The sequence below is a fragment of the Oerskovia sp. Root22 genome (assembly GCF_001429135.1).
Lineage (GTDB): Bacteria > Actinomycetota > Actinomycetes > Actinomycetales > Cellulomonadaceae > Oerskovia > Oerskovia enterophila.
The window spans coordinates 1-24,958 of sequence record NZ_LMIL01000008.1 but is presented as its reverse complement, the minus strand read 5'-3'; the positions used below and the strand labels follow the sequence as shown (position 1 = coordinate 24,958).

General features: G+C 72.0%; 26 protein-coding genes, 1 tRNA gene and 2 pseudogenes. 15 read left to right on the top strand and 14 right to left on the bottom strand.

Going from position 1 to position 24,958, the window contains the following annotated elements:
• Position 1: 1 nt before the first annotated feature.
• The 4 genes from ASE15_RS08895 to ASE15_RS08880 all read right to left on the bottom strand — a co-directional run bounded on the left by ASE15_RS08895 (position 2) and on the right by ASE15_RS08880 (position 4,685).
• On the bottom strand, positions 2-1,939 hold the full coding sequence (locus tag ASE15_RS08895) for an ATP-binding cassette domain-containing protein (protein ID WP_056762846.1): 1,938 nt from the start codon (positions 1,937-1,939) through the stop codon (positions 2-4).
• A 4-nt stretch (positions 1,940-1,943) separates the two neighbouring features.
• On the bottom strand, positions 1,944-3,182 hold the full coding sequence (locus tag ASE15_RS08890) for a peptidoglycan-binding domain-containing protein (RefSeq protein ID WP_082618324.1): 1,239 nt from the start codon (positions 3,180-3,182) through the stop codon (positions 1,944-1,946).
• Positions 3,183-3,230: 48 nt separating this feature from the next.
• Positions 3,231-4,112, bottom strand: coding sequence for a hypothetical protein (locus ASE15_RS08885; RefSeq protein ID WP_157257506.1), 882 nt, complete (start codon positions 4,110-4,112; stop codon positions 3,231-3,233).
• A 288-nt stretch (positions 4,113-4,400) separates the two neighbouring features.
• The gene (locus tag ASE15_RS08880; protein WP_056649148.1) at positions 4,401-4,685 is read right to left on the bottom strand and encodes a Fe-S cluster assembly protein HesB; all 285 of its coding nucleotides are present in this window, start codon (positions 4,683-4,685) and stop codon (positions 4,401-4,403) included.
• A gap of 300 nt (positions 4,686-4,985) precedes the next feature.
• Here ASE15_RS08880 and ASE15_RS08875 point away from each other — a divergent pair, with 300 nt between their 5' ends.
• Both ASE15_RS08875 and ASE15_RS08870 read left to right on the top strand, forming a co-directional pair.
• Entirely contained in the window at positions 4,986-5,591 is a 606-nt protein-coding gene (locus ASE15_RS08875) for a trans-aconitate 2-methyltransferase (RefSeq protein ID WP_056649145.1), read from the top strand.
• Between the two features lie 144 nt (positions 5,592-5,735).
• Positions 5,736-5,807, top strand: a tRNA-Lys gene (locus ASE15_RS08870).
• A gap of 10 nt (positions 5,808-5,817) precedes the next feature.
• Here ASE15_RS08870 and ASE15_RS08865 read toward each other — a convergent pair.
• A complete protein-coding gene (locus tag ASE15_RS08865; RefSeq protein ID WP_157257504.1) occupies positions 5,818-6,495 on the bottom strand; it encodes a PAS and ANTAR domain-containing protein in 678 nt (225 codons plus the stop codon).
• A 584-nt stretch (positions 6,496-7,079) separates the two neighbouring features.
• Between ASE15_RS08865 and ASE15_RS20800 the strand changes: the two genes are divergently transcribed.
• Both ASE15_RS20800 and ASE15_RS08860 read left to right on the top strand, forming a co-directional pair.
• The gene (locus tag ASE15_RS20800; RefSeq protein WP_139107900.1) at positions 7,080-7,280 is read left to right on the top strand and encodes a hypothetical protein; all 201 of its coding nucleotides are present in this window, start codon (positions 7,080-7,082) and stop codon (positions 7,278-7,280) included.
• A 41-nt stretch (positions 7,281-7,321) separates the two neighbouring features.
• On the top strand, positions 7,322-8,083 hold the full coding sequence (locus ASE15_RS08860; protein WP_056649139.1) for a class I SAM-dependent methyltransferase: 762 nt from the start codon (positions 7,322-7,324) through the stop codon (positions 8,081-8,083).
• A 112-nt stretch (positions 8,084-8,195) separates the two neighbouring features.
• Here the strand turns inward: ASE15_RS08860 and ASE15_RS08855 are convergent, their stop codons facing one another.
• The gene (locus tag ASE15_RS08855; protein WP_056649136.1) at positions 8,196-8,429 is read right to left on the bottom strand and encodes a hypothetical protein; all 234 of its coding nucleotides are present in this window, start codon (positions 8,427-8,429) and stop codon (positions 8,196-8,198) included.
• Between the two features lie 157 nt (positions 8,430-8,586).
• Between ASE15_RS08855 and ASE15_RS08850 the strand changes: the two genes are divergently transcribed.
• Complete coding sequence (locus ASE15_RS08850; protein ID WP_056762841.1) at positions 8,587-9,570, top strand: DUF2804 domain-containing protein; 984 nt, start codon at positions 8,587-8,589, stop codon at positions 9,568-9,570.
• Positions 9,571-9,644: 74 nt separating this feature from the next.
• Entirely contained in the window at positions 9,645-10,211 is a 567-nt protein-coding gene (locus ASE15_RS08845; protein WP_056649132.1) for a pyridoxamine 5'-phosphate oxidase family protein, read from the top strand.
• A gap of 50 nt (positions 10,212-10,261) precedes the next feature.
• Here the strand turns inward: ASE15_RS08845 and ASE15_RS08840 are convergent, their stop codons facing one another.
• From ASE15_RS08840 to ASE15_RS08825, 4 genes are all read right to left on the bottom strand, one after another.
• Positions 10,262-10,879, bottom strand: coding sequence for an NAD(P)-dependent oxidoreductase (locus ASE15_RS08840; RefSeq protein ID WP_056762839.1), 618 nt, complete (start codon positions 10,877-10,879; stop codon positions 10,262-10,264).
• Positions 10,880-11,031: 152 nt separating this feature from the next.
• On the bottom strand, positions 11,032-11,616 hold the full coding sequence (locus tag ASE15_RS08835) for a hypothetical protein (RefSeq protein ID WP_056649128.1): 585 nt from the start codon (positions 11,614-11,616) through the stop codon (positions 11,032-11,034).
• A gap of 70 nt (positions 11,617-11,686) precedes the next feature.
• Complete coding sequence (locus ASE15_RS08830) at positions 11,687-13,507, bottom strand: glycoside hydrolase family 2 protein (RefSeq protein ID WP_056762836.1); 1,821 nt, start codon at positions 13,505-13,507, stop codon at positions 11,687-11,689.
• Positions 13,504-14,790, bottom strand: a complete 1,287-nt coding sequence (locus ASE15_RS08825) for an MFS transporter (RefSeq protein ID WP_056762833.1) — start codon at positions 14,788-14,790, stop codon at positions 13,504-13,506. Before ASE15_RS08825 ends, ASE15_RS08830 begins: the two co-directional genes overlap by 4 nt.
• Positions 14,791-14,974: 184 nt before the next feature.
• On the opposite strand from ASE15_RS08825, the gene ASE15_RS08820 reads away from it, so the two are divergent.
• The 3 genes from ASE15_RS08820 to ASE15_RS08810 all read left to right on the top strand — a co-directional run bounded on the left by ASE15_RS08820 (position 14,975) and on the right by ASE15_RS08810 (position 16,767).
• On the top strand, positions 14,975-15,340 hold the full coding sequence (locus ASE15_RS08820; RefSeq protein WP_056762830.1) for a nuclear transport factor 2 family protein: 366 nt from the start codon (positions 14,975-14,977) through the stop codon (positions 15,338-15,340).
• 89 nt (positions 15,341-15,429) lie between these two features.
• The gene (locus ASE15_RS08815) at positions 15,430-15,789 is read left to right on the top strand and encodes an MmcQ/YjbR family DNA-binding protein (RefSeq protein WP_056762827.1); all 360 of its coding nucleotides are present in this window, start codon (positions 15,430-15,432) and stop codon (positions 15,787-15,789) included.
• Between the two features lie 141 nt (positions 15,790-15,930).
• A complete protein-coding gene (locus tag ASE15_RS08810; RefSeq protein WP_056762823.1) occupies positions 15,931-16,767 on the top strand; it encodes an alpha/beta fold hydrolase in 837 nt (278 codons plus the stop codon).
• A 101-nt stretch (positions 16,768-16,868) separates the two neighbouring features.
• On the opposite strand, the pseudogene ASE15_RS20345 reads toward ASE15_RS08810, so the two are convergent.
• Positions 16,869-17,261: pseudogene (locus ASE15_RS20345) on the bottom strand (DNA glycosylase AlkZ-like family protein); the annotation flags it as partial.
• A gap of 519 nt (positions 17,262-17,780) precedes the next feature.
• Here ASE15_RS20345 and ASE15_RS08800 point away from each other — a divergent pair.
• Positions 17,781-18,362 (top strand): dihydrofolate reductase family protein, encoded by a 582-nt coding sequence (locus ASE15_RS08800; RefSeq protein WP_056762817.1) that lies wholly within the window; start codon positions 17,781-17,783, stop codon positions 18,360-18,362.
• Between the two features lie 124 nt (positions 18,363-18,486).
• Here ASE15_RS08800 and ASE15_RS21840 read toward each other — a convergent pair whose 3' ends face one another.
• Positions 18,487-18,753: a DUF6766 family protein gene (locus tag ASE15_RS21840; RefSeq protein WP_369800583.1), complete on the bottom strand. Its 267-nt coding sequence runs from the start codon at positions 18,751-18,753 to the stop codon at positions 18,487-18,489.
• A gap of 329 nt (positions 18,754-19,082) precedes the next feature.
• Between ASE15_RS21840 and ASE15_RS08785 the strand changes: the two genes are divergently transcribed.
• Genes ASE15_RS08785 through ASE15_RS08775 form a run of 3 tightly spaced genes read left to right on the top strand, consistent with a single transcriptional unit; the run spans position 19,083 to position 21,822 of the window.
• A complete protein-coding gene (locus ASE15_RS08785) occupies positions 19,083-19,994 on the top strand; it encodes a CPBP family intramembrane glutamic endopeptidase (protein ID WP_235534295.1) in 912 nt (303 codons plus the stop codon).
• A 2-nt stretch (positions 19,995-19,996) separates the two neighbouring features.
• Positions 19,997-21,169, top strand: a complete 1,173-nt coding sequence (locus ASE15_RS08780) for a sensor histidine kinase (RefSeq protein ID WP_082618365.1) — start codon at positions 19,997-19,999, stop codon at positions 21,167-21,169.
• Positions 21,166-21,822, top strand: a complete 657-nt coding sequence (locus tag ASE15_RS08775; protein WP_056762787.1) for a response regulator transcription factor — start codon at positions 21,166-21,168, stop codon at positions 21,820-21,822. Before ASE15_RS08780 ends, ASE15_RS08775 begins: the two co-directional genes overlap by 4 nt.
• 16 nt (positions 21,823-21,838) lie before the next feature.
• Here ASE15_RS08775 and ASE15_RS08770 read toward each other — a convergent pair whose 3' ends face one another.
• A complete protein-coding gene (locus ASE15_RS08770) occupies positions 21,839-23,434 on the bottom strand; it encodes a class I SAM-dependent methyltransferase (protein ID WP_235534290.1) in 1,596 nt (531 codons plus the stop codon).
• Between the two features lie 113 nt (positions 23,435-23,547).
• On the opposite strand from ASE15_RS08770, the gene ASE15_RS08765 reads away from it, so the two are divergent.
• Positions 23,548-23,982 carry a VOC family protein gene (locus ASE15_RS08765; RefSeq protein WP_322788309.1) on the top strand — a complete coding sequence of 145 codons (435 nt, stop codon included), beginning with the start codon at positions 23,548-23,550 and terminating at the stop codon, positions 23,980-23,982.
• A complete protein-coding gene (locus ASE15_RS08760; protein WP_056649116.1) occupies positions 23,979-24,566 on the top strand; it encodes a TIGR03086 family metal-binding protein in 588 nt (195 codons plus the stop codon). Before ASE15_RS08765 ends, ASE15_RS08760 begins: the two co-directional genes overlap by 4 nt.
• A 7-nt stretch (positions 24,567-24,573) precedes the next feature.
• Here ASE15_RS08760 and ASE15_RS08755 read toward each other — a convergent pair.
• Positions 24,574-24,958: pseudogene (locus tag ASE15_RS08755) on the bottom strand (pyridine nucleotide-disulfide oxidoreductase); the annotation flags it as partial.

The following is a 24,958-nucleotide window of genomic DNA, read 5'->3' as shown; positions in this document are numbered from 1 at the left end:
GTCACGACCGTACGGCATCGGCGGGCTCGATCCTGCCGGCGGCGATCGCGGGTGGGAGTCCGCCGAGGAGCCCGAAGACGAGCGCGCCGGCGAGGGGTACGAGCAGGAGGCGCTCGTCGAACATCGGCTGCCACCGGGCGGCCGCGGTCACCACCATGATCGCCACGAAACCGACTGCGAGACCGACGACCGCGCCGAGGACGGCGAGCGCGGTGCACTCCCCCACGACGAGCGTGACGAGCTCGCTCCGTCGTGCGCCGAACGCCCGTCGCACGCCGAGCTCGGCCGTGCGGGAGCTCACGCTCAGGAGGTTGACGAAGACGACACCGACCAGCCCTGCGAGCGCGGCCACGACGGCGAGCACCTGCAGCGAGGCCGAGACCCTGTCCTGGAGCTCTCCGCGGAACGCGTTCGGTTCGAGCACCGGGTGGATGGTCATCCGGGTGGTCTGGAACGGGTCGGCAAGGTCGTGGAGGCGGTCCGCGACGTTCCGCGCGGCACCCGGGACCGTCTCGACGAACAGCTCGCTCGAGAGCGACGCCGCCAGGTCGCCGGTCGCCCCCGGGCCGACGAAGGCCGATCCGGTCGCCGTGCCGGACCTCGACGCGGTGACCAGCCCGACGACCCGGAACGGTTCGCCCTGGACCGTGATCTCGGGGCTCACGTCCAGCTGTGCGACACCGAGCCGTCGGGCGAGGTCCGTGCCCAGCAGCACCTCGCCCTCGGCGAGGACGCGGTCGTCGCCGGGAGCCCACGTCACGGCGGTGTCGGTGATCGGCCCCGGGGCCTCGTCGACCTCGACGAGGTCGACCGTCAGGGCCGCGAGCGCCCCGTTCGCGACGGGGATCCCCGTGCGGTACCGCCAGTGCTCGACTCCGGTCACGCCGGGGAACTCGGCGACGGCGTCGACCCGGACGGGCCATCGGGCGTCCGAGGTCCCGTCCGCGGCCAGCGCCGCGGTGACCTGCGTCGCCCGTTGCGCGTCGAAGAGCTCGGTCACCTGTCCTGACGCGCTCTGCGCGAGCCCCAGCGCCGTGACGGCCAGGGCGACCGCGACCGCGGACGCGAGGGTGCCGCTCGCGGTCCGCCCGGCGTTGGACGTGATGCCCTGCGCCACGAACCGCAGGGTGCGCGCCAGGCGCGCGGTGAGCCGGGTCCGCGGCCCGCGACCACGCATCGGCAGGTCTCCCCGGTCCTCGTCCGGCCCGTGGGGCGAGGTCGTGACGTCCGCGCTGTCGGCCACGACGAGGCCGTCGCGCAGGGTGACGACGCGGTCGAGCCGCGCAGCGACGTCGGGCTCGTGCGTGACCACGACGAGCGCCGCTCCACGCTCCGCGGCGCGACGCTTGAGCTCCTCGATGATCTCGAGCGACTGGGCCGAGTCGAGGTTCCCGGTCGGCTCGTCGGCCAGCCACAGGCGGGCCGGTCGGGCGAGGGTCCGTGCGATCGCGACCCTCTGCATCTCCCCACCCGACAGTGTCCGTGCCCGCGCCAGCTCCTTGTGCTCGAGCCCCACCGCGCGCAGCGAGTCGGTGACGACCTGGTCGGCGTCGTCGAGCGACGCGGTCGAGTAGCGCAGACCGAGCAGGACGTTCTCGCGCACGCTCAGGGCGGGGATCAGGTGCGACCGCTGGAAGACGAACCCCAGCTCCGAGGAACGCCACTCCGCCCGCACCCGGTCCTGCGCGGACTCGACGGGGTGCCCGTCGATGAGCACCTCACCCTCGTCGGGGGCGTCGAGCAGCCCCAGCACGTTCAGCAACGTGCTCTTCCCGCTGCCGGAGCGTCCGACGACGGCCACGCGCTCCCCGGGTCCGATGACGAGGTCGACACCGGCCAGCGCAGTGGTCCCGTTCGCATACCTGCGGGTGATCCCCCTCAGCTCGATCAGCGGGCGCCCCACCGATTCGGTCGGACCGAGCAGATCCTTCTCGAGCACGACGTCAACCAACCCGCACCTCCGTCCCCTCACCCAGCACGACACCGGCATCGCCGCCGCCGTCTCCGTCGGCGTCGCCGGCGCCGGCGCCGGCGCTGGCGGCCGCGACGATCGCCGCGACCCCGCCCACGGTCGCCTCGACCTCGACCGCCACCTCGCGAAACGCCGTCCCCTCCCGCACGTACACGTACGTCCGCCCGGCACGTGTCACGACCGCCGCCACGGGCGCGAGCAGCCTCTCCCCGTCCTCCGCTGCCGGGTTGTCGATCGTCAGGACGTAGGAGGAGCCCGCGCGGACGGCGCCCTCGGTGAGCAGGCTGACGGTGACCTCACCCGTCTCCGTCGGCGACAGCGCCGTCACGCGTGCCGTGGCCTCCGCGCCCGAGTCGTCCGTGAACCGAGCGGCGGCATCCACCGCGAGCGCTCCGACCGATCCCTGGGGCAGCGTCGACGTGAGCACGACCTGCCCCGTCCCGAGGGTGAGGAGGCCCGTGTCAGCGGCGATGCCGGTGCCGACCGTCGTGATCCCCTCGACGACGGCGGGCAGCCGAGGCACAGTCAGCACCTCGGACTGCAGGACACCAGGTCCCTTCACGGTGGCCGCAGCACCCCCGCCGGCTGCCGGGACCGCTGTCCCGTCCGACGGCGCCGCGGCACCCGTGCCCGTGGCCGTCGTCTCCGGAGCGCTCGCTCCGGGCGAGGGCGCAGCGGCGGCATCGGGCGCCGCGACGGCGACCTCGGGCGCCGCGTAGCCGGCCGCCCGGTACATCGACCGCACGGCCGCCTGGGTCTGCGGGCCGTACTTCCCGTCGGGCCGGCCCAGTGCATACCCTGCGGCCAGCAACCCCTTCTGCAGGGCCAGGACGTCGTCGCCCTCGTCCCCGGGGCGAATGTCGCGGTAGAGCGCGAAGGCCCCTTCGAGGACGAAGACCGGTCGCCCGTTGACGCGGAACGGGACCGACCCCGGCGACAGCGTGTCGCCGGCGGACCGGTCGACGGACGTCACCACGCCGGTCAGCGCAGCCGGAGGAGTCACCACGACGCTCTGCTGGTTCTGGGCCTCGACGGTCATCGACACCGGACCGTTCAGGTACCCACGGTCCAGCGCGACGACCACGGGCTCGGGGGCCGGGGGCTCGGCGCGGGCCGCCGCCTGCTGAGGCGACTCCATCCTGGCCGCGAGCAGCCACGCCCCGACCCCGACGACGACGATCGCCGCGACGGCGAGCACGAGACGTTTCATGCTTCTCTCACCGTTCTGCCCGAGGGCACCGTCTGTCCCATCGCCCGATCAGCCCAGCTCGTTGATGACGGCGTCGATGCGCTTCTGGTACTCGAGGTAGTCGTCACGGGTCGCCTCGAACCCCTCGACGTCTCGTCCGATCGCGGCGAGCTCGCCCTCGACCCGGGCGTGGAACACCGCCTCGTCGTACCCCTCTGCCCGGCAGCGCGCATCGATGACGGCCACCTCGCGCTCACGGTCCGACAACGGGACCTCCGTGTCCACGACCATCCCGTCGGCGTTGCCGATCGGACCGGTCACCGACTCCGACGGCATCTCGACCGGGCGCTCCGGCAGGTCGACGACCCCTGCCGGTTCCATGCACGTGCGCCATGCCTGGATCGCCTCCTGGACCCGCGCGTCCCCGTCGACCGCCTCCCAGCCCGCTGCCTCGACCGTGCTCAGGTAGCGGGCCGGGACGGCCCCCAGCCGTTCGTCGGTCCTCTGCCCGCACGCGATCATCGCGTCCTGCATCGCGGAGGTGACCTCGACGCCGTCCGGCACCCCGCTGCCCCGTGCCGGCTCGGACCGCAGGTGCGGGTACCCCCACTGCTGGGCGATCTGCTCGTCGAAGCGCGCCTGGCCCGTGCGCGCGTCGAACAGGGTGGGCTCGCCCCCGGGTTCCGCCGGGCGGTACTCGACGACGCCCTGCAGGCACTCCTGGGCGAGGAGGTCGCGGGCGTACCCGTCCCGCGGGTCGTTGAACTGGGGGACCAGCTCGTACACGGGGGTGAGCGTCGCCGTCGACTCGTCGTAGCCGTAGCGCGAGGTGTCCCCTCCCGGCTCCGGCCCGTCGGCCGCGCCGGCAGCGGAACAGCCCGCGAGGGCAGCGGTCACGAGGAGCCCGGCGATCAGTGCACGAGGTCGCACGAGGCGAGCAGTGGTTCTCATACCCTGCTCATGGCTCGCGGGGCGCGAGGTGCAACACCCGGGTTTTCTGGACGAGCCGGACGGGGCGGCCGGCCGCGACGGGTGACGGGACGCCGGGAGGCCCGGGCGGGCGCACGACGACGGGCCGCCCGCTGCGTGCGGACGGCCCGTCGAGGTGATCGGGTGCGTAGCCCTGCCGGGCCGGGAACCTTCCGAGGAGGAGGGGGGTCGGCTCCCGGGACGGGCGGGCCGCGCAGCCGGTCGAGTGCTGGTGCGGGCGGTCAGGCCCCGCAGGTGGTGCCGGGCCGGTCAGGCCTGCGGCGTGAGGACGAACCCGGGCCCCTCGGTCGCACGAGGATCGGTGTCCAGGGTGAGGTTCGCGAGCGCGATCGAGGTGGTCGGCTCGACGAAGACGCGTGCGTCTCCGCTCTCGACGACCGTGTCGTCGGGCAGCGGGCTCGGGACGAGGGCCAGCTCGAAGTCGCCGGACTGCGGCGCCGACTCGGCGATCCGGAGACCGCCACCGTCGGGCACTCCGGCCCGCGTGGTGAGGTCCTGGACTGCATCGCGGGCGTTGTCGGTCAGGGTGAGCATGAGAGCTCCTCTCGGTTGCCTGGGGACGCACGGGACGCCTTGCGGCGATCCCTCGGCGTGCGCCTTTCGGTTGCCTCCAACCAAACAAGGATCGGCCACGATCGCAAGGTCGCAGGCCGATCCACGGCGTGTCTCTCACCCAGTGGGATCGGGCGCGACAGGCACACGCGAGGCACGTAAGGTCCGCGCACGCAGGGGCGTGGTTGGGCTTCTGCTGAGTGCGGAGCAGTTGTCGCGGATCGCGTCGTCTCGCGACAGCTGCTCCGCACTCAGCGGTGGCGTCGGTGGGAGCATGGCCGCGTGACCGCTCTCCGCTCCCCCGACCACTGGGCCGTCTACAACGCTGCCCAGCCAGGCCGCGCCGCGCGCGAGCTCTGCCAGGAGGTCCTGTCCCTCGCGGGCCCGGGCGCGGGCCGACCGGCGGTCGACCTGGGCTGCGGCGCGGGCGTCGAGACCGCCGCACTGCTGGGCGCCGGGTGGCGCGTCCACGCGCTCGACGGCGAACCGACCGCTCCGCACCTCGTCCGCACCACCACGGGAGGCGAGGAAGGAGCGGGGCTGAGCGTCGCCGTCGTGCCCTTCGCGGAGCTGACCGACCTGCCGCCCGCCGACCTCCTCTACTCCGGGTACGCGCTCCCCTACGCCTCGCCGGGGGACTTCCCGCGCGTCTGGGCCGCGATCCGCCGCTCCCTGCGGCCGGGCGCGTGGTTGGCCGTGAACCTGTTCGGCGTGAACGACTCGTTCGCGGGGACGATCGACGGGACCTTCCTGACGCGCGAGGAGGCCGAGGCTCTCCTCGACGGGCTCGACGTCGTCGCCTTCCGCGAGGAGGACCAGGACGGCCCGTCGTTCAGCGGCCCCAAGCACTGGCACGTCTTCGACGTGATCGCCCGTGCGCCGCGCTGACCAGGGGAGCGCCCACCGCCCGTCGCTCCGGGTGCCCGACGGCGCCGCTCACCGCACGCGGGCACGTCACCGCGTGCGGGGGCTCGGCGCGTAGACTCTCCGCGGGCCTTGGCGCCGCCTCCTGCGAGGCGACGCACGGTGCCCGGGCCTCTAGCTCAATGGCAGAGCTGCGGACTTTTAATCCGTAGGTTGTGGGTTCGAGTCCCACGGGGCCCACCGTCTCGCCCTACCGCACCGGCCGCTTCCCCTCGAAGAACCGGTCCAGGTCGTCGCGCCGCAGCACTCCCTCGCTCCCCCCGGCCGTCAGCTCGACGACGAGCCGCCGCGACATCTCGCGCAACGGCTCGTTCGTGACGCTCGAGTGGTGGCACATGAGGTCGAACGCCTCGTCGGCCGGAAGCCCGTAGATCGCCATGACCGCCCCCTTGGCCTGCTCGATCGTCGAGCGGCTCGCGGACGACGCCCGGATCGCGGCCGTCGCGTCACGCTGGGCGAGCTCGCGCTGCGTCGTCGTGAGGTCGAGGAAGTAGCCCGAGACGTGCGTCGTCTCGCCCGTCCGGCGGTCGACCCGCCCGCGCCCGACCACGCCGAGGGTCCGCGTCCGCCCGTGCGCGTCGACGATGCGGTGCACGGAGCTGAAGGGCTCGCCGGTCGCCGCGGCGACGAGCAGCACCTCCTCGACACGTGCGCGATCCTCGGGGTGCTTGTGCGCGAGCATCAAGGCCGTGGTGGGCATCACGTCGCCAGGGCGGAAGCCGTGCATCGCGTACAGCTCGTCCGACCACCACCAGGACTGGTCCGACAGGTCGAGGACGAACTGGCCGACGGGCTGTGGTGCGCCGCGCAGCAGTGCCTCGGCGAGCGTGGGATCGAATCGTCGAGCCGGGTTGTACGAAGTGGTCAAGTAGGCCCCCAAGGCATGGGAAAGGAGCGGGCCTACTTCCAGACTCCTCGGTGATCCTAGCCCGGTTCCGACCTCTCACCTGCGAGGACGGTCGCTCGAGGTGCTCGGGCGCCACACCGTGCCGAGGCGTGCCGCACAGCCCACGCACGACGAAGCCCCCGTCGGCCAGGGGCCGAACGGGGGCTTCGTGGAACGTTAGGTGGTGGCGCGATGCAGGGGGTACTTCGCGCCACCGAGGAAGACATTACCCCCTCCTCACGAGGGTTGACGAATCCCTCTCGCCTGGCGGTCGAAGGGAGGTAGTCCTTCCGTTTTCAACCAGTCCGCACACCCTTCGCGACCGCGCTCGACACCACGGCGTCATCGTCTCGCGCGACGGATCGGCCGCGCCGAGCGTGCTCCCTGCCCGGCCCGCGGGGTCTCACCGCCGCGCGGGCACCATCCCGCCCCGTGACCATCGCCTGCACGGTTTCCCGGTCGCCGGTTAAGGTTCGTGCGGGGCCGTGTAGACGTGTCGCAAATCCCTCTATATCGGATTCTTCTTCCGATTGCGGGCACCCCTGACCTGTGTGCAGAGTGGTGCGATGGTATGGGTTTCTGTCGGCCTGGTCCTCGTGGTGCTCGGCGTCTCGCTCGCCGCTCGCGCCGCGTGGTCGGTCCGCTCGGGTGAGCAGCGCGGGCGCGCGAGCAACGGCGCGCACGGCATGGGGATCGCGCTGGGCGCGGGCCTGGCCTTCTGGGGATCCGTCGTCCTGATCGTCGCCCTGCTCGCTGACCGGGCGTGAAAAGACCGGCGCCCCTGCCGACCGCCTGCCAGACTCGCCGCATGACCCGCACCTTCGACGACCTCGTCTCCGAGGCGGCATCCGTCCCGGTCGACGGATGGGACTTCTCCTGGCTCGACGGACGCGCGACCGAGCAGCGCCCCTCGTGGGGCTACGCCCGCTCGATGGGCGAGCGCATGCGCACCGCGAGCGCCGCGCTCGACCTGCAGACGGGCGGCGGTGAGGTCCTCGCGAGCGTCCCGCACCTTCCCCGGCTGACGGTCGCCACCGAGGGGTGGCCACCCAACGTCGCGAAGGCGACCCGTCTCCTGCACCCGTTGGGGGTCGCGGTCGTCGCGGACGCCGACGAACCACCGCTCCCGTTCGCGGACGAGGCGTTCGACCTCGTCGTGAGCCGGCACCCGGTCCGGCCCTGGTGGGACGAGGTCGCCCGGGTGCTCGCGCCAGGCGGGACGTACTTCGCGCAGCACGTCGGCCCGTACAGCGTGTTCGAGCTCGTGGAGCTCTTCCTGGGCCCGCAGCCCGAGGAGGTCCGCAACGGTCGCCACCCCGACGACGATCGCGCGGCCGCCCAGGCGGCAGGTCTGGAGGTCATGGACCTGCGCTTCGAGGAGCTGCGGACCGAGTTCTTCGACGTCGGTGCGGTCGTCTACTTCCTGCGCAAGGTGATCTGGATGGTCCCGGGGTTCACGGTCGAGCAGTACCGCCCCAAGCTCGAGGCCCTGCACGCGCAGATCCAGTCCGCGGGGCCGTTCGTCGCGACGACGACGCGGTTCCTCATCGAGGCCCGCAAGCCCGCCTGAGGCCGGGCCGGGCCACCAGACCCACCGCGGTCTCAGCACACCGCGCACCGAGCAGGAGCCCGGACGTGCAGCGGTGTCCCCGTTGACACCTGCCGTCACCAGCTGGGCGAGGTCAGATCCCCAGGCCGCGCGTCAGGTCGCCGAGCGCGGCACGTGCACGCCGCTTGCGGTCCGCAGGGTCGATCGTGCGCTCGTCACCGGGGTTGGCGCGACGGACGGGCTTCCCACCGGCCTCCGCTGACTCGACGACGCGGGGCATCCGTCCGTTGGCTCCGGCCGAGCGCGTCGCGCGGTTGCTCCGGTGCGGGCTGGTCGGGGCGAGGAAGTAGGGGCGTTGTGTGGTCACGGGTTCGTCCTCCAGTCGTCGCAGCCCCGTCGCCGGGGCCTTGCTCCCCTATGCTCGGACTCCCTCGTTTCGTCCGTGTTGCGAACACCGAACGTTGCAGTGTCGTCCGCGGGAACCCGCGGCACACCGACCCCCTACCGACCAGTAGCCTCCTGACATGACGACGCACGAGCGCGAGATCACCGCCCCGGTCGACCTGTGCCTGCCGGACGGGCGCCTGAACCCCGACGCGGTCGGGTGGACGCGCACCCCGCTGCACCGCGCGAACCTGCGCGGCTGGGGACGGACCAAGCGGTGGGAGTACTGGGGCGTCGTGACGCCCACGCACGTGATCGGCGTCGTCGCGTCGTCGATCGACTACGCGGGGGTCCACGGCCTGTACGTCCTCGACCGGGCGACGGGCCAGGAGACCGCGACGGACGTCGTCGTGCCCCTGGCCCGTGGCGTCGTGATGCCGGAGACCAGCGGCGCGGGCCGCGCCGAGGCCCGTGCGAAGAGGCTCGCGATCGTGATCGACCAGGACCCGGGCGGCACGCGGATCCGTGCCGCGTCCCACGACGTGAGCCTCGACCTGTCGATCCCGCTCCCGCCGGGGCACGAGTCGTTGGGGGTCGTCGTCCCGTGGAGCGACCGCCTGTTCCAGTACACGGTCAAGGACGTGGCCCGGCCCGTCTCCGGCACGCTCACGGTCCACGGCACCCGGCACGAGGTCAGCGCCGACGACTCGTTCGCGGTGCTCGACCACGGCCGGGGCCGCTGGCCCTACGCGATGACCTGGAACTGGGCCGCAGGCAGCGCGCACGGCCGCGGCATCCAGCTCGGTGACAAGTGGACGGACGGCACGGGCTCGACCGAGAACGCCCTGCTCGTGGACGGTCGGCTCCACAAGATCGGCCAGAAGCTCGACTGGCAGTACGACCGCGACGACTGGCTCGCCCCGTGGCGCATCTCGGGCGACGGGGTCGAGGCCGTGTTCACCCCCTTCCACGAGAAGGTCGCCCGCACCGAGATGGTCGTCGTGGGCACCGAGACGCACCAGTGCTTCGGCACGTGGTCGGGCCACGCGCGCACCGACGAGGGCGTGTGGGTGGACCTGGAGGGTCTGGTCGGCTGGGCGGAAGAGGCGCAGCAGCGCTGGTAGGGCCCGACGGCGCCGCTCGCCTCGAGGCGTGGACGCCCCTCGGGCGTCGCGCGGCCGGGTGCCAGACTGCGGTCATGGCGACCGTCCACGACGAGATCACTCCCCGGCTCTCCCGCTTCGTGCTGTCCCAGCCCGTGTTCTTCGTGGGCACGGCACCTCTCGCGGGCGACGGGCACGTCAACGTCTCCCCCAAGGGCATGGGTGGCACGTTCGTGGTGCTCGACCCGCACCGGGTCGCGTACCTGGACTACACGGGCTCGGGCGCCGAGGCCGCGGCGCACCTGCAGGAGAACGGGCGCATCGTCGTCATGTTCTGCGCGTTCGAGGGACCGCCGAACATCGTGCGCTTCCACGGGCGGGGCCGCTACGTCCTCGCCCGGACGCCCGAGTTCGACGAGCTGCGCCCGCTGTTCGCCAAGGAGCGCGAGTCCGGGCAGCGCGGCATCGTCGTGGTCGAGGTGGACCGGGTCTCGGACTCGTGCGGGTACTCGGTGCCGTTCATGGACTTCGTCGGCGACCGCGACCTCCTGGACCGCGCCCACGACCGGCGAGACCCGGAGTACTTCGACGCGTACTGGCACAAGAAGAACGCGACGAGCATCGACGGGCTGCCCGGGGTGGACATCTCTCCGGTGCCCTGAGCACACCGGACGCTGGAGCGCCCGGTGACGCACGTCCCCGGGTTCAGGGTTCAGCGGTTGCTGACCCCGAGCGCCCTGCCGACGGTCGAGTCGTCCTCCAGGACGCGGAGCAGGCAGGCGGCGAGGTCGCCGCGGGGGATGGACCCGAATCCCTTGGCGCCCTCGGTCAGCTCCCGCGCCGTCCAGTCACCGGTCGTCGGACCGTTCGTCAGGCCGGCCGGTCTGACGATCGTCCAGTCGAGATCCGAACGCACGACGACCGACTCCTGCTCGTCGTGGTCGGCCAGCGCCGAGGCAAGGACGACCCGCGTCAGGACCCGGACGAGTGCGGGCATCTGCGCTGCCGAGCCACCTGCCCCCAAGGAGGACTGCACGACGAGCCGGCGCACTCCCGCTTCCTGCATCGCCGCCACGACGACCCGCGTGACCGCAGACCGTTGACGAGAGGTCCCCTTGGCGCCGCCCACGGTCACCACGACGGCGTCCGCCCCGGCGACCGCTCGGGCAGCCACTTCTGGATCGCCGGCGTCCCCCGTCAGGGTCTCGACCCCCGGGGTGACGGCGCCGCCGCTCCGCGACAGGACCGTGACCTCGTGTCCCTCTCCCTGTGCGAGCGAAGCCAGGCGAGCCCCCGTGCCCCTCGATCCACCGACGATGACGATCTTCACGGACTTCTCATTTCGTCGCGGTGCACCCTGCTGTCCGCGGAAGTGTATCTCCGTGCAGGTGGAGCCCGGAGGGGCGCTCGGGCACTCGTCCCGGCCTGGTGCGACCACCCGGTGGACGCGCCCCGCAGGGACGAGAGCATCAGGGCGCACCGTCACGTCGCGTCGAGGTACGCCCGCCCGCGCGGCGAGATGCGGTACCCCACGGGCAGGCTCTCGGTGAGCCCGAGCTCCTTGAGGCGCCGGACCCGGACCTTGAAGTAGTCGCGCTCGACCCCGATCGACGCCGCGAGGTCGCGCGCCACGACCTCGGGCTGCGCGACGATCAGCTCCAGGTAGGACCGGGTCCACGGCTCGGGCGCCGCGCGGTCCATGCGCGCGAGCCGTGTGCGCAGCCCCTCGACCTCCTCGGCCGACAGGTCGGCCTCCTGGCGCAGCGCGATGCGCGGGTCCTCCCCCACGCGCCGCAGACCGATCCGGTACAGGTCGCCCTCGCCCTTCGCTGCGACCCAGGCGAGCGCAGCCTCGGCCGAGCGGAAGCCCGCGGCGCGCGCGTCGTCGTCGGGCAGGACGGGGACCCCTCCCGCCTCCGGGACCCGGTCGATCGACGTGACCTCCACGACCCCGATCCGCGTCCTCATCCGCCCGCCCGCGCGCACGCGCGGCGCGAGCCAGCGGCGGTACGCGAGGGACACCGTGCCGTCCTCGAGCCCGCTGAGCGTCTGCCGGGTCAGCAGCATCCCCTCAGCGTACGAAGCGCCGGTCGAAGCGGCACCACGTCGAGCAGCGGGCAGGCACCGAGCCGTCGGGTCACCCGAGCCGCAGCCCGGCGTTGACCGACCGCACCAGGTCGGCCGGGAGCTTCGCGACCTCGCGGTCGTAGGTCAGCAACCCGTTGAGCTCGTCCTCGACGTCCGAGAGCTGGGTGTAGACCGTCGCGGAGAGCCCTCGCGGGATCGCGGGCACGATCTGGTCGCGGTGCAGCGCCTCGAACGCCTCCCCGAGCGCCGCGGCGTCCCGGAAGCGCTTGTACCCGGCCTCGCTCTCGCTGAAGTCGTGCCCTTCGACCCGAAGGTTGTAGCCCCCGTACTCCGAGAGGACGAGCACTCTGCTGTCGCGTCGCCATCGAGGGACCCGGAACGAGCGGAAGTAGATGTGCAGGCTGCGCAGGTCCCCCGCACGCTGGTCGTGCCAGCCGCTCGCGTGGTCCACCGATCGCGTGGGGTCGAGCGCCGTGACGCGGGCTGCGACCTTGGCCGCGTCGAACTGTCCCCAGCCCTCGTTGAACGGCACCCAGACCGCAAGGCTCACGACGTTGCGCAGGTGCTCGACCGTGGCGTCGACCTCGCGGAGGAACTCGGCACGCCCGTCGGGGTCCGTGCGTGAGAACAGCCCGTGGTAGCGGTCGGAGAACCACAGAGGGACGACGGCGTGCGGGACGGTCGCGATGGACCGGTACCGCTCGCCCCCGTTGACCATGTCCTGCCACACGAGGATCCCGAGCCGGTCGCAGTGGTGGTACCAGCGCAGCGGCTCGATCTTGATGTGCTTGCGCAGCATCGTGAACCCGAGGTCCTTCATGGTCGCGATGTCGTGGACCATGGCCTCGTCCGACGGTGCCGTGAGCAGCCCGTCCGACCAGTACCCCTGGTCCAGGACGCCCGCGTGGAAGTAGGGCTCGCCGTTGAGCAGCAGGCGCGGCACGCCCCGCTCGTCCCGCCCGACTCCGAACGACCGCATGCCGGCGTAGCTGCGCACCTGGTCGTCGCCGAGCGTCACGCGCACGTCGTACAGGTGCGGGTCCTCGGGGGTCCACAAGTGGGCGTCCGGGATCGGCACGCGGGCGAGCGTCCCCGCGGGTGCGTCGACCTGCCCGACGAGCGCTCCGCCGTCGTGCACCTGGATGCGCGCCACGGGCGCGTCCGGCCCGACGGCGCCGCTCGCCCCCGCGGGCATCCCGCCCGCGTGCACGGTCACCTCGAGGCAGCCGCCCGGGAGGTCCGGGACGAGCACGAGCCGGTCGACGTGCAGCGCCGGGACGGCCTCGACCCACACGGTCTGCCAGATGCCCGACTGGGCGGTGTACCAGATGCCGCCGCGGTCGAGCTTCTGCTTGCCGCGCGCGTGGTAACCCATGTCGCTCACGTCGGTGATCTCGACGAGCAGCTCGTGCGGCTCGTCGAGGGATCCGGCGAACGCCTCCGTGACGTCGCACGCGAACGGCAGGAACCCGCCCGTGTGACGGCCCACCTCGACGCCGTCGACCAGGACGCGGCACGACTGGTCGACCGCCCCGAAGTGCAGGAAGACCCGCCCGTCGCGCGGGACGAAGCCCTCGGGGAGCGAGACGGTGCGCCGGTACCAGAGCGCCTCGTACGGCTGGAGCTGTCGCCCCACGCCCGACAGCACCGACTCGGGCGAGAACGGTACGACGATCTCGCCGTCGAACACCTGGGGGGCCGCACCGCCCAACGACCCCTCGGGGCCGGCCGCCTGCCCGGTGAACGCGTAGTCCCACACCCCGTTGAGGTTGAGGTAGCTGTCGCGCGCGAGCTGAGGACGGGGGTACTCGGGCAGGGGGGCGTGCCGATCGAGGGCGGCGGCCCACCGAGTGGGCCGGAGGATGCTCATGCAGCGGGTTCCTTGCGACGGAGAAGCGTGACGGGGACGAGGATCAGGAGTAGCACGACGGCGGCCGCGACGAAGATCAGGGGGCTCGGGACCTGCTTGACGACCCCGAGCTCGGAGTAGGTCTCCGCGGCCCCCCTGATCACGGCCGCACCGATGAAGGGTCCGACCAGCATGGGGACGAGGATCGCGAAGACCATGCGCAGACCTTGGACGTGGCCCGCGCGGTCCGGGGGCGAGTAGTCGCGGACCAGCGCCCCGATCGGGGTGAGGACCAGCATGAACCCCGACATCATGACGAGCCCGGCCAGGATCGCGGGCACCATGCCTCGCGCGAACGCCATGAGGACCAGTCCCGTCCCGTAGACCGCGACCGCAGGCAGGAGGAAGCGGACCTTGCCGACCCGGTCGACGATCCGCCCACCGATCACGCTCACGACCGAGGCGCCGAGCAGCACCACGGCCAGGACGATCGCGTACCCGTCGATCCGCAGGTACCGCTGGAGGTAGATGATCAGGTACGGCAGGAACACCTGGGTCGAGATCCCCCAGATCGTCCATGCCGACAGCGCGAGGTACAGGCCCGGGTTCTCGCGGACCGCCGAGGGCCGCAGGCCGTGGACCACCGAGCGCAGGTACCCGTCCTCCTGGCGGACCGTGAGCTCGCGGTCCCGGACGAGGAACCACGACACGACCCCCACGACCACGATGATCGCCCCCACGAGGACGAAGAACCCTCGCCACTGCCCGGCTCGCGTCATGCCGTCGAACGCCCCGAACACCACGAGCATCGACAGCAGCGGCATGACCGCGAGCACCGACTCGACCCGGCCCCGGTTCGCCGGCTCGGTCGAGTCGGTCACCCAGGCCTGGAACGCCGCGTCGTTGGCCCCCGAGCCGAACAACGACATGACCGCGTCGAGCGCGACGACCGCGACCGCCGCCACGACCACGGCGTTCGCCGCCGGGACCAGCCCCGAGACCGTGTCGGGGCTCAGGAACCCGAACGCGGCCGTCGTGATGCCCCACAGGACGTATCCGGCCGCGATGAACACGCGGCGGCGTCCGACCCTGTCGGAGAGCGCGCCGACCAGGAGCGTCGCGAGGGTCGCGGCGACCGCGCTCACGGCGACCATGGTCGCGATGACGTTCGGGTCGTCCGTGATGGTGTCGTAGACGAACACGTTGAGGTACATGTTCTCGACGGTCCAGGCGAGCTGCCCGACGAAGCCGAGGAGGACGAGGGACGTCCAGGTGCGGGCCCCCAGGGCCCCGGTGCGCGTCATTGCCACGCACGGATCGTAGTCCTCGATCCCGTGCATTATCACCACGCGATCCCGGTTACCCGGCTTGAGCGGTGCGGCACCACGCGGTCGCCGCAGCCACCCGCCTGCCTGCCTGCCGATGAGTTCTTCGGCACGCGAGGGTCAACCGTGCACGAGGGTCACCTGCGCACGAGGAGGCGTCGCCATGACTGAGACCGCACCCCGCACCATCCACGAAGTCATCGACCGATACAACACGGCATTCCGTGTGCATGAGCCAACGCTCCTGGTGGGCTTGATCTCGGACGAATGCGTCATCGAGGACACGGGCCCGGCTCCCGATGGAGCCCGTCACGAGAGCGGTCGAGCCTGTCTGGCGCGCTGGTCCGACCTCGCGGGCGACGCGGACCTCAACTTCTCGACCGAGCCCGCAGAAATCCTCGGCGATCTCGCCGTGGCACCGTGGATCCTGCGCTGGCGAAGCGGCGAGAACGACCGGGTCCGTGGCGTGAACCTCATCCGCATCCGCGACGGCAGGATCGTCGAGGCGCGCGGCTACGTGAAAGCCTAGGGAGGCACGGCTGTGAAGCTTGACCGCACAACGATCGGCCCGCCGATCGCGGATCACGCCGTGCTGATCACGCCCTGCGGACTCTGACCGTGGCGGTCGTCGACGACATGCGAGCGCTGGGCGCAGGGCTGGAGCGCTCCTCCCCTGTCTACGTGCGCGGGCGGTTGAAGTTCCGCGTCGGTCAGATGGTCTACGTCGCGTTCTCGCTCGACGAGTGCGTGATGGGGTTCGCCTTCCCGAAGGAGGAGCGGGCAGCGCTCGTTGCGGGGGATCCACGCACGTTCCAGATGCCCTCGGAGTCGGACCTGCGCTTCAACTGGGTCCACGCCGATCTTGCGGCCCTGGACCCGACCGAGGCCCGCGAGCTCGTGGTCGATGCCTGGCGCATGGTCGTCCCGGCGAAGGTCGCCCGCGCCTACGACCTCTCGCATCCCACCGGCCCGCACTGACAACCGGCGAGCGCCACCACTGGCTGGTGCGCCGGCATCACGCCATCTGTCCACGACACATGCCCGGAGGTTCACGATGTACCCATCACCCCGATCACTCAGCAGGGCCGACGTCGTCGGTGCGACGGTGGAGGGGCGACGATGACGGTCGAGGCGAACGGCGTCGTACTCGGGGTCGAGCACTTCGGCGAGGCGGCAGCGCCGCTGGTGCTGCTCACCGGCGGCCCGACCATGCTGTCCTGGCCCGACGCGCTCTGCGAGGCGCTTGCGCGCCGGGGGCGCCACGTCGTGCGATACGACCTGCGCGACTGCGGAGCGTCGACCGCCCTCACCCCCGAGGCTCCCGCCTACACCCTGCGCGACCTGGGAGACGATGCCGCGGCCCTCGCCCGTGCGCTGGACGACCGCCCCGCGCACCTGGCGGGCATCGGCGTCGGCGGGATGGTCGCCCAGGTCGCTGCGCTCGACCACCCCGCAGCGTTCACGACACTCACCCTGGTCGGAACCCGACCCGTCGCGCCGGGCCCGGTCGCCGGCGACCTTCCCGACCATGACGCCGCGACGATGGCCAGGCTGTTCTCGCGCCAGATGCCCGACTGGGCCGACCGCGCCGCGGTGGCGGAGTTCGCCGCCGCGGGCGCAGCCATCCTCGGCGACGACCCCGCCGATGCGCGAACGACCGCCGAGCGCACGTGGGACCGCACCCCGGGGACACGACCCGCTCTGCACATGGCCAACCAGCTGGGCCTGGTGTTCGCCCGGCTCGACTGCAGTCCCCCCTGGCGCGAGCGCCTCCCGCACCTCGCGATCCCGGCGTTGGTGGTGCACGGTCGTCGCGACCCGTTCTTCCCTCTCGGCAACGGCGAAGCGCTCGCCCGAGAGATCCCCGGCGCACGGCTGCTCGTGCTCGAGAACGCCGCCACGACGGTCCCCGAGGAGGCCTTCGGTGAGGTCGCCGCAGAGATGATCAAGCTGTAGCCGGCCGAGATCAGTCGGTGAGGAGTCGCACGAGGGTCTCCACCCGCCGGTCCTCGTTGCCGCCGACAGCCGCCCGGTCGGGGCCGGTCGAGCAGCTCGAGCAGCCGAGGCCGCAGCGCGTCCGCGTCCGCGTCCGCGGCCGTGAGGCCGGTATCCGTGAACCGGCGGTCCCCCAGGCGAGCGCCGCGCAGGGTGGGCTGCATGGCCGTGCGGAACCCGGGGTGGTCCGTGGCATCCACGGTGTGCAGCGTGATGCGCAGCAGCGTGCCCCGCACCAGCGCCCGGCCCGCGTACGCGGCGTCAAGGTCGGCGGGATCGAAGTCCGCCACCCGGTTCCACAGCGCCAGGTAGGGCGACGCGGGGTGCTGAGCCTGCAGCGCGACGAGGCGGCGCACCGCCGTCGCGGTCCCGTCAGCCCCCGGGTACGGCTCCCTGCGCAGCAGCAGCTGCCTGGCGAGGCTGGCCCGGTTGAGCTGACGCGGCGTGATCGGCATGCACACAGGATCGTCGCCCCGGGCCCCGTTCCGCCACTCCTCGTCGCGTACGGGTGGGCTCGGGCCCACCCCGAGTTCATCGGCAGGCTCGACGGCGACGCGTGCAGAACCGACGGCGGCGTTGGGACCTGACAAATGGGTGCCGTGACGTGCACTTGATGGTCCCGCCACCGCAGTCCGAGTTGGTGGGCGCCCTATGGCGATGCAGAGCCGCTTCGTGCGGCGTCGGGTTCACAACCCGAGTTCGGCGACGACCGGGGCGTGCCAGGCGTCCCTCGCTGGCACCTGGACCTGGCAGGATCGCTGCCGTCGGCGCGATGTGCGCCGGCCGCACTCCTGCTTTCCCGGTCGTGCCGCTGGGGCGTCGACGACCGGGCTTTGCGCCCGGGCCGGTGAAATAAGGGCCGATTCAGAAGTGCCGGTCAGGCGGGCTGGCGAAGCCAGATGCACCGAGATCACGCCCTCAGGCCTCTATCGTGAAGCACCCGCCGGGGACGGCCCGGCCTTCGGAAGGAACCCATGCGCAAGCTCGTGTACTACGTGGCAGCGACACTCGACGGCTACATCGCCGGGCCCGACGGCGGCGACCCGAGCGGGGCGGACTACCTCCCGATCACGCCCGACGTCGTGCAGTTCATCGTCGAGCACTTCCCCGAGACCATGCCCGGTCCGGCCCGCGAGGCCATGGGGATCGACGGACCGGGCCGGTCGTTCGACACCGTCCTCGAGGGTCGCGCATCGTACGAGATCGGGCTGGCCGCCGGCCTCACCGACGCCTACCCCCACCTGCGGCACCTGGTCTTCTCGACGAGCATGACGACCAGCCCGGACCCTGCCGTGGAACTGGTCCGCGGCGATGCTCTGGACCGCGTGCGGGCGCTCAAAGCCGAGATTGGACTGGACCTGTGGCTGGTGGGCGGCGGCAAGCTCGCCCACTCGCTGCTGCCTGAGATCGACCGGCTCGTGATCAAGCAGAACCGCTCCGTCATCGGCTCCGGCATCCCTCTCTTCGACGGCCCGTTCCAGCACCACCTGTTCAAGCCGACCGACGAGACCCTGCTCCCCTCGGGCGTCCGCGTCCTCACCTATGACCGCACCTGAACTGAAGCAGGTTCTGCCCTGTTCCAGAATCGGTAGCGGTCTCAACCGGTCAACGCACCATCTTGCCGCTTTGAACGCTAGCGCGTAGGGACGGACACCGCCCGGTTCCCAACTGAACGAGGCGTCAGCGTCGCAGTGGTATGGAAATCGCGTCGTGGACCGCCGTGGCCGACCGGCGTCGAGGGTGGGTGCTCAACCTTCGACGCCGGTCGCAATGTGGGGGGTCCCGACGGGCTGGACTCAGGAGCGCCGCGCTCGCGCAGGTAGATCGAGAAGGCGACCATGCCGCCATCGCGAAGAACTCGGACTGCCCGTTCTGCAGCGTACGGCTCCAGAGGTCGCGCAGGGTCACGTACTGGCCCCAGGTGACGGGGTCCTCGAGGTCACGCATGGCCTCTTCGTCGGGCGTCACCAACCCGCGGGGATGAGCGAGGCTCTGGCCATGGAGGCGGCCAAGGTCACCATCGTGCAGCCGGTGTGGCCACTGGACGGACCTCTCCTCGAGCATGACCAGCACCTCGCCGCTCGACGCCTACGCCCCCCTGCGCGCGGAGCTCGAGCCAGCGGGCGGACGGCTCAGTCGACAGCGATCCGCGGCTGCTCGCCCTGGTCGACAGCGATGACCCACCGCTGCGGCTCCTGCTCGGCAGCGTGGTCTACGACCTCGCGCACCACTGTCGGGGTCCCCCGTGCGAGGGACCTGCAAGTGTCCACCCTGCGGTGACGATCCCGCGTCGTCGATTCTCTAGCGTTCGAGGTAGCCGCGGCGCTCTGGCCGGGGAACATCTGAGAGGACTCGTCGTGCGCGTGTTGAAGCAGATCGGTGTCGTGGTGGGTGCTGCCGTCGTCGGCAGCCTGGCCGTCGGCGCCGCGGAGGGGAGCTGGATCCTTGCTCTCGTCGTGGGAGCCGCAGCGGCGGCGTTCGCCCTGTTCGCCTACTCGTGGGTGGTGCGCAAGACCGAGGATCGGGTGCCTGTCGAGGTCGCCCTGGCAGGATCGGGCAGCGCGACCGCGCGGGGTCTGCTCATCGGGGTGCTGATGTTCGGTGCTGTGATCGCGGCAATCGCGCTGGGTGGTGGCTACGAGTTCAAGGACACGGGGTCGGTGACGGTCGCGCTGGGACTGCTCGGTCTCCTGACCGTCGGCGCGGTGGCCGAGGAGCTGGTGTTCCGCGGTCTGCTGTTCCGTCTCGTGGAGGAGCGCGGCGGCACGTGGGTCGCCCTGGCCGTCAGCTCCGTGGCCTTCGGTGCAGTACACCTGGCCAACCCGGACGCAACGCTGTGGGGAGTCGTCGCGATCGCCATCGAAGCCGGCGCCATGCTTGGCGCCGCCTACGCCGCGACCCGCACCCTGTGGCTGCCGATCGGTCTGCACCTCGGCTGGAACTTCGCCGCGGCCGGCATCTTCGGCACCGAGGTATCAGGCAGTGACATGACGCAGGGGCTGCTGCACGGGGTGACGTCGGGCCCGGTGATCCTCTCGGGCGGCGACTTCGGCCCGGAGGGAAGCATCTACGCCGTGCTGGCGGGTTCGGTGCTGACCGTGGTGTTCCTCCTGCTGGCCCACCGCCGCGGCCGCATCATGCCGAGCCGGCGCCGCGCGGCCAAGGTCACCGCGACTGCTAGCGTGTGACCGTGATCGCCCTCCGCCAGGTGCTGCACCGGTGGCAACGGCGCAGCGTCTGGCAACGTCGGAGCGTGACCGTCCGGGACCTTCCTCTGGCGTTCCTGCTCGCTGTAGCGTCCTTCGTCCCGGCGCTGCAGCACCAGGGGACACAGCTCGGCGACCTGCCGCACCGTCCGTCGGACGCGCTGGCGGTCGGGGTGATCGCCCTGCAGTGTCTGCCCCTGGCCGTGCGCCGCCGATGGCCGTTGGTGTGCCTCGCCCTGGTGTCGTTCGGGTTCGCCGTCGAGCAGCTCCGTGGATACCACTCGGTGGCCGGCATCGCGCTGGCCTTCGCGCTGATGAGCGCGGCAGCCCACCTCGACCATCATCGGCGCACCACGATCGTCCTGGCCTCGGCGGCATATGTCGCGCTGGCCCTGGGGCTCGACCGCCAGGGGTCCACCGAGGGTGTCAGCGGCTTCGTGACGTTCTACCTGGTCCTGGTGCTCGCCTGGGGCGTCGGTGCCTGGCTGCGACAGTCCCGGGCTGCCGAAGACGTGCGGCGCCTCCGGGTCGCCGACAGCTCCCGGGCCGAAGAACGCGCACGGATCGCCCGCGAGCTCCACGACATCGTGACCCACCACGTGACCGCCATGGTCGTGCAGGGCGAGGCAGCACGCTACATGACCGCCGATCCGGAGCGTCTCGACCAGACCCTGACCGCCATCACCGACACAGGGCGTCGGGCGATCAACGACCTGCGGCACCTGCTCGACCTGCTCGATCCGGCCCACGACACCGACCCGCGGACCCCGTTGGCCGGTGAGCTCCGAGGCCTCGTCGAGCAGTCCAGGCAGGCGCAGCAGCCCGTGGAGTACACCGAGGAGGGCAGCCCGCCCGAGTCCGCGGGCAGCGCCCAGGTCGTGGCGTACCGAGTCGTTCAGGAGTCCTTGACGAACGCCCTCAAGCACGCCCCGGGCAGCCGCACCACCGTGCACGTTCGCCACGGCGAGAGCGACATCACCGTGGAGGTCAGCACCGACGCTGCCGGTCCACGCGTCACGACCCTCGGCGGGAGCGGCCGCGGCCTCGCCGGCCTGCGTGAACGTGTCGACGTCGTCGGCGGCGAGTTCAGCGCGGGGGAGCAGACCGGCGGCGGCTTCGTCGTCCAGGCGCGCATCCCCTCCGGGGGATCGTCGTGACAGGGCCGATCCGGGTGCTCGTCTGCGACGACCAGCCGCTGATCCGCGCGGGCTTCACGACGATCATCGGGGCTCAGCCCGATCTCGAGGTGGTCGGCGAGTGCGGGAACGGGCGCCTCGCGGTCGAGCTCGCCGGCCGCCTGAAACCTGACGTGGTGGTCATGGACGTCCGGATGCCCGTCCTCGACGGCATCGAGGCCACCCGGCTGCTGGCCGGCGCCGGCGTGACGAGCCCCGTCAAGGTGCTCGTGGTCACGACGTTCAACCTGGACGAGTACGTGTACGAGGCGCTGCGCGCCGGTGCGAGCGGCTTCCTGCTCAAGGACGCTCCCCCGGCCCAGCTGCTCCACGGCATCCGCACCGTCGCCTCGGGCGCCGCGCTCCTCGCGCCCGAGGTGACGCGACAGCTCGTCGGCAGGTACGCCAGCCGGATCAGCCCACCGACACGCACGCCCGAGGGTTCACTGACGCCCCGTGAGCTCGAGGTCCTGTGCCTCATCGCGAGCGGCATGTCCAACGCCGAGATCGCCACGACGCTGGTGATCAGCCCCGAGACGGTCAAGACGTACGTGTCACGCATCCTGACCAAGCTGGACCTGCGTGACCGCGTGCAGGCGGTGGTCCACGCCTACCGCACGGGTCTGGTGGCGTGAGCCGGGAGCCGGTGCGCTACGCCCCGAGCACCGGTCGGCGCGCGACCGTCAGCACGTGAGTGTCAGGCCACTCGACGTGCTCGCCCGTCGTGGCGTCGGTCAACGACGCCACGGGCGCGAACGAGTGCTCGACGAGCCACTCGTTGCGCCACGCCCCGCTCTCGGGCCCCAGCTCGAAGCCCGCGCCCGTCAGCAGCCCGGTCCACGCGTCGCCGTCCAGGTCGCAGAACCGCTCGTGGCACTCGGACAGCCAGTTGTCGGCGTAGTCCTTGGTCGTGAGGAACTCCATGGCGTCGCGCAGCGTGAGGCGGAACGTCCCGGGCAGGACCTCCTCGACCGTGAACGACGCACCCGACAGGCGGGGGAAGTCGTGCGCGAACTGGCGCATCCGCGAGGCCGTCGACAGCCTGCGGACGTGCGCGGCGACGTCGGGCCGCGCCCACGCGTCGAGGTCCGTCACGACGCCCGGGCGCGAGCCGTCGTCGTCGCGGAGCGTGAGGTGCACCGCGCGGTCGCCGTCAGCGGGACCGCACACGTCGCTGTTGATCCACACCCCGCCCGGGCGGGTGTGGGCGAGCACGCGGCGAGCGAACCGCTCGACGTCGGGCACGCCGTCGCCGTACGAGGAGATCTCGTGCGTGAGCGCGATCGTGACGGTCGTGTCGACGCTGCGCTCGGGCATGACCTCACCGCGCAGGATGTTGGCCTGCACGAACCACACGTTCGGGTTCGCGAACACGCCCTGCGTCTTCTTGTGCTCGGCCTCGGCCACGAGGTGGCGCGCGACGTCGACACCGAACAGGTCCGACTCGTGCAGGCGCGGCTCGGCCGCGACCAGCTCGAGCAGGCCGCCCGTCGCGCACCCGATGTCGACGATCCGCCCCGGGAGCACGTACGGGCGCACCTGCTCCCACTTGCGGCGCGAGGCGTCCTCGAACGCCGCGGCGTACGTCCGGTAGTCGCGGGTCGCGGTCAGGTCGCCGTCGCCCGAGACGACGGGGTCGGCGAAGACCTGGACGATCTGCGCCTCGAGGCCGTAGCGCCGGAAGAAGCCCGGCACGGCCGGGTGGGCGACGTCGGTCCACGTCGGGTCACCCGCCGCGAGGCGCCCGACGGCGTCCCACGGGCGGGCAGGCACGTCACCCAGCGCGTCCGTCGCGTCGAGCTCGACGCCCACGACCCGGTAGCCGAGCTCCCGGTAGGCCGCGATGACCGCGGGGGTCGAGCAGGCCACGACCGTCTCGCGAGGGTCGAGCGTCACGGTGTGCCCCGTCGCGGTCTGGACCGTGGTCGTGACGAGGTGCGCGAAGCGCGCGTGCGGGGCCACGTCCGGGACCGGCACGACGAGGCTCGGCAGGTGCTCGACCGCCGTGACGTGCTCGATGAGTGCCTCGCGCCGGTGCCCCGGCACCGGGTTGCGGCGCGTGCCCGCGTGGTTCGCGGACGTCACGGCCCACACGACCACGGCGTCGGGCGAGCACCGGACGCGCTCGCCGTCGAGGTCGCTGACGAGGCCGGCCCGCAACGCCCGGAGGTAGTCCACCTGGAAGCGGGTCACGAGGTGGTGGCGCCCCGGGAACAGGACATGACGGATCAGCTGGTCGTGAGGCACCCGGGTACCTTCGCGCGAGAGCGGGGTGCGGGGCAAGCGGAGCGTCCCCCACCGGACCCGACCGCGCTCCGGTACCGACGTTCCCCTCGTCAGCGTCCCCGTTCCGTGCCATCGTGGAAAGAGGCGCCGACGACGCCTCCCCCGCTGCGCACGACCTGGACAAGGAGCACCCGATGGTCTCGACGACGAACGCATTCAGCAGCTTCTCGGTGAACGACCTGGACGCCGCGCGGGCGTTCTACGCGGACGTCGTGGGGGTCGAGGTCGACCAGACGCCCATGGGCCTGGACCTGCACCTGGGCTCGGGCGGGCACGTGTTCGTCTACCCCAAGACGAACCACGTCGCGGCGTCGTTCACGGTCCTGAACTTCGGGGTCGACGACGTCGACGCCGCGGTCGACGAGCTCGTCGCCAAGGGCGTGGAGTTCGAGCGCTACGTGGGGTTCGACCAGGACGCCAAGGGCATCGCGCGCGGTCCGGAGGGCCCGGCGATCGCCTGGTTCAAGGACCCGGCGCGCAACGTCCTGGCGATCCTGAGCAACCCGTGAGCACCGCGGTGGCGTCGCACGAGCACCTCCTGGCGGCGCACGGCGACGCGATCGGGGCGTTCGACCACCTGGTCCGGCGGGTCCAGGACGACCAGTGGGACCTGCCCACGCCCGACGACGACTGGACCGTCCGCGACCTCGTCAACCACCTGGTCTCGGAGCAGCTCTGGGCGCCCGAGCTGCTCGCGGGCCGGACGGTCGCGGACGTGGGCCCGGTCTTCGACGGCGACGTCCTGGGCGACGACCCTATCGACGCGTGGATCGATGCCTCGACACAGTCGCGCGAGGCGTTCCTCGCCCCCGGCGCCCTGGACCGCGTGGTGCACCTGTCATACGGCGACGCCCCGGCGACCGAGTACGCGCACCAGATGACGTTCGACCTCACGGTCCACGCATGGGACCTGGCCCAGGGGCTGGGCGTCGACGCGGACCTGGGCCCCCAGCTCGTGTCGTTCGTGCTGGGCTACGCCCAGCGCCGCAAGGGCATGTTCGCGGCGAGCCGCCTGTTCGCGGGCCCCGTCCCCGTGCCCGACGACGCGCCCGAGCTCACGAGGCTGCTCGCCCTCGCGGGGCGCCGGGGCTGAGCCGGCCTCAGTCCGTTGCGTCGTCCTCGCGGCGTGCGATGCGGATCATGTCCTCGCGCGGCACGACCTTGATGCGCTCACGGCCGTGCGGCTCGCCCTGCGCGCGCTCGTAGGCGTCCAGGACCTCCCAGTCGGACCACTGGACCAGGTGCACGCCCCGCTCGGTCAAGAACTCGACGACCGCACCCGGGTCCGGTTGGGTGGCCGTGCGCGAGTCGGCGAGGTCCTCGACGAGGTGGCGGACGGTCTCCGAGGCGTCGGACTTGGTGTGCCCGATCAACCCGACCGGGCCACGCTTGATCCAGCCCGTGGCATACACCCCCGGGACCTGCTCACCATCGATGTCGATCACCCGACCCTCACGGTTGGGAATGACACCCTTGAGCTCGTCG

What these genes read in the sequence shown, in the direction of transcription:
- ASE15_RS08800 (WP_056762817.1), top strand. Translation starts at nt 17,781, where the DNA reads ATGCGCAAGCTCGTGTACTACGTGGCAGCGACACTCGACGGCTACATC.
- ASE15_RS08880 (WP_056649148.1), bottom strand. Translation starts at nt 4,685, where the DNA reads ATGCTCACCCTGACCGACAACGCCCGCGATGCAGTCCAGGACCTCACC.
- ASE15_RS08835 (WP_056649128.1), bottom strand. Translation starts at nt 11,616, where the DNA reads ATGCTGCTGACCCGGCAGACGCTCAGCGGGCTCGAGGACGGCACGGTG.
- ASE15_RS08860 (WP_056649139.1), top strand. Translation starts at nt 7,322, where the DNA reads ATGACCCGCACCTTCGACGACCTCGTCTCCGAGGCGGCATCCGTCCCG.
- ASE15_RS08825 (WP_056762833.1), bottom strand. Translation starts at nt 14,790, where the DNA reads ATGACGCGCACCGGGGCCCTGGGGGCCCGCACCTGGACGTCCCTCGTC.
- ASE15_RS08820 (WP_056762830.1), top strand. Translation starts at nt 14,975, where the DNA reads ATGACTGAGACCGCACCCCGCACCATCCACGAAGTCATCGACCGATAC.
- ASE15_RS08830 (WP_056762836.1), bottom strand. Translation starts at nt 13,507, where the DNA reads ATGAGCATCCTCCGGCCCACTCGGTGGGCCGCCGCCCTCGATCGGCAC.
- ASE15_RS08885 (WP_157257506.1), bottom strand. Translation starts at nt 4,112, where the DNA reads ATGAGAACCACTGCTCGCCTCGTGCGACCTCGTGCACTGATCGCCGGG.
- ASE15_RS08845 (WP_056649132.1), top strand. Translation starts at nt 9,645, where the DNA reads ATGGCGACCGTCCACGACGAGATCACTCCCCGGCTCTCCCGCTTCGTG.
- ASE15_RS20800 (WP_139107900.1), top strand. Translation starts at nt 7,080, where the DNA reads ATGGTATGGGTTTCTGTCGGCCTGGTCCTCGTGGTGCTCGGCGTCTCG.
- ASE15_RS08850 (WP_056762841.1), top strand. Translation starts at nt 8,587, where the DNA reads ATGACGACGCACGAGCGCGAGATCACCGCCCCGGTCGACCTGTGCCTG.
- ASE15_RS21840 (WP_369800583.1), bottom strand. Translation starts at nt 18,753, where the DNA reads ATGCGTGACCTCGAGGACCCCGTCACCTGGGGCCAGTACGTGACCCTG.
- ASE15_RS08890 (WP_082618324.1), bottom strand. Translation starts at nt 3,182, where the DNA reads ATGAAACGTCTCGTGCTCGCCGTCGCGGCGATCGTCGTCGTCGGGGTC.
- ASE15_RS08810 (WP_056762823.1), top strand. Translation starts at nt 15,931, where the DNA reads ATGACGGTCGAGGCGAACGGCGTCGTACTCGGGGTCGAGCACTTCGGC.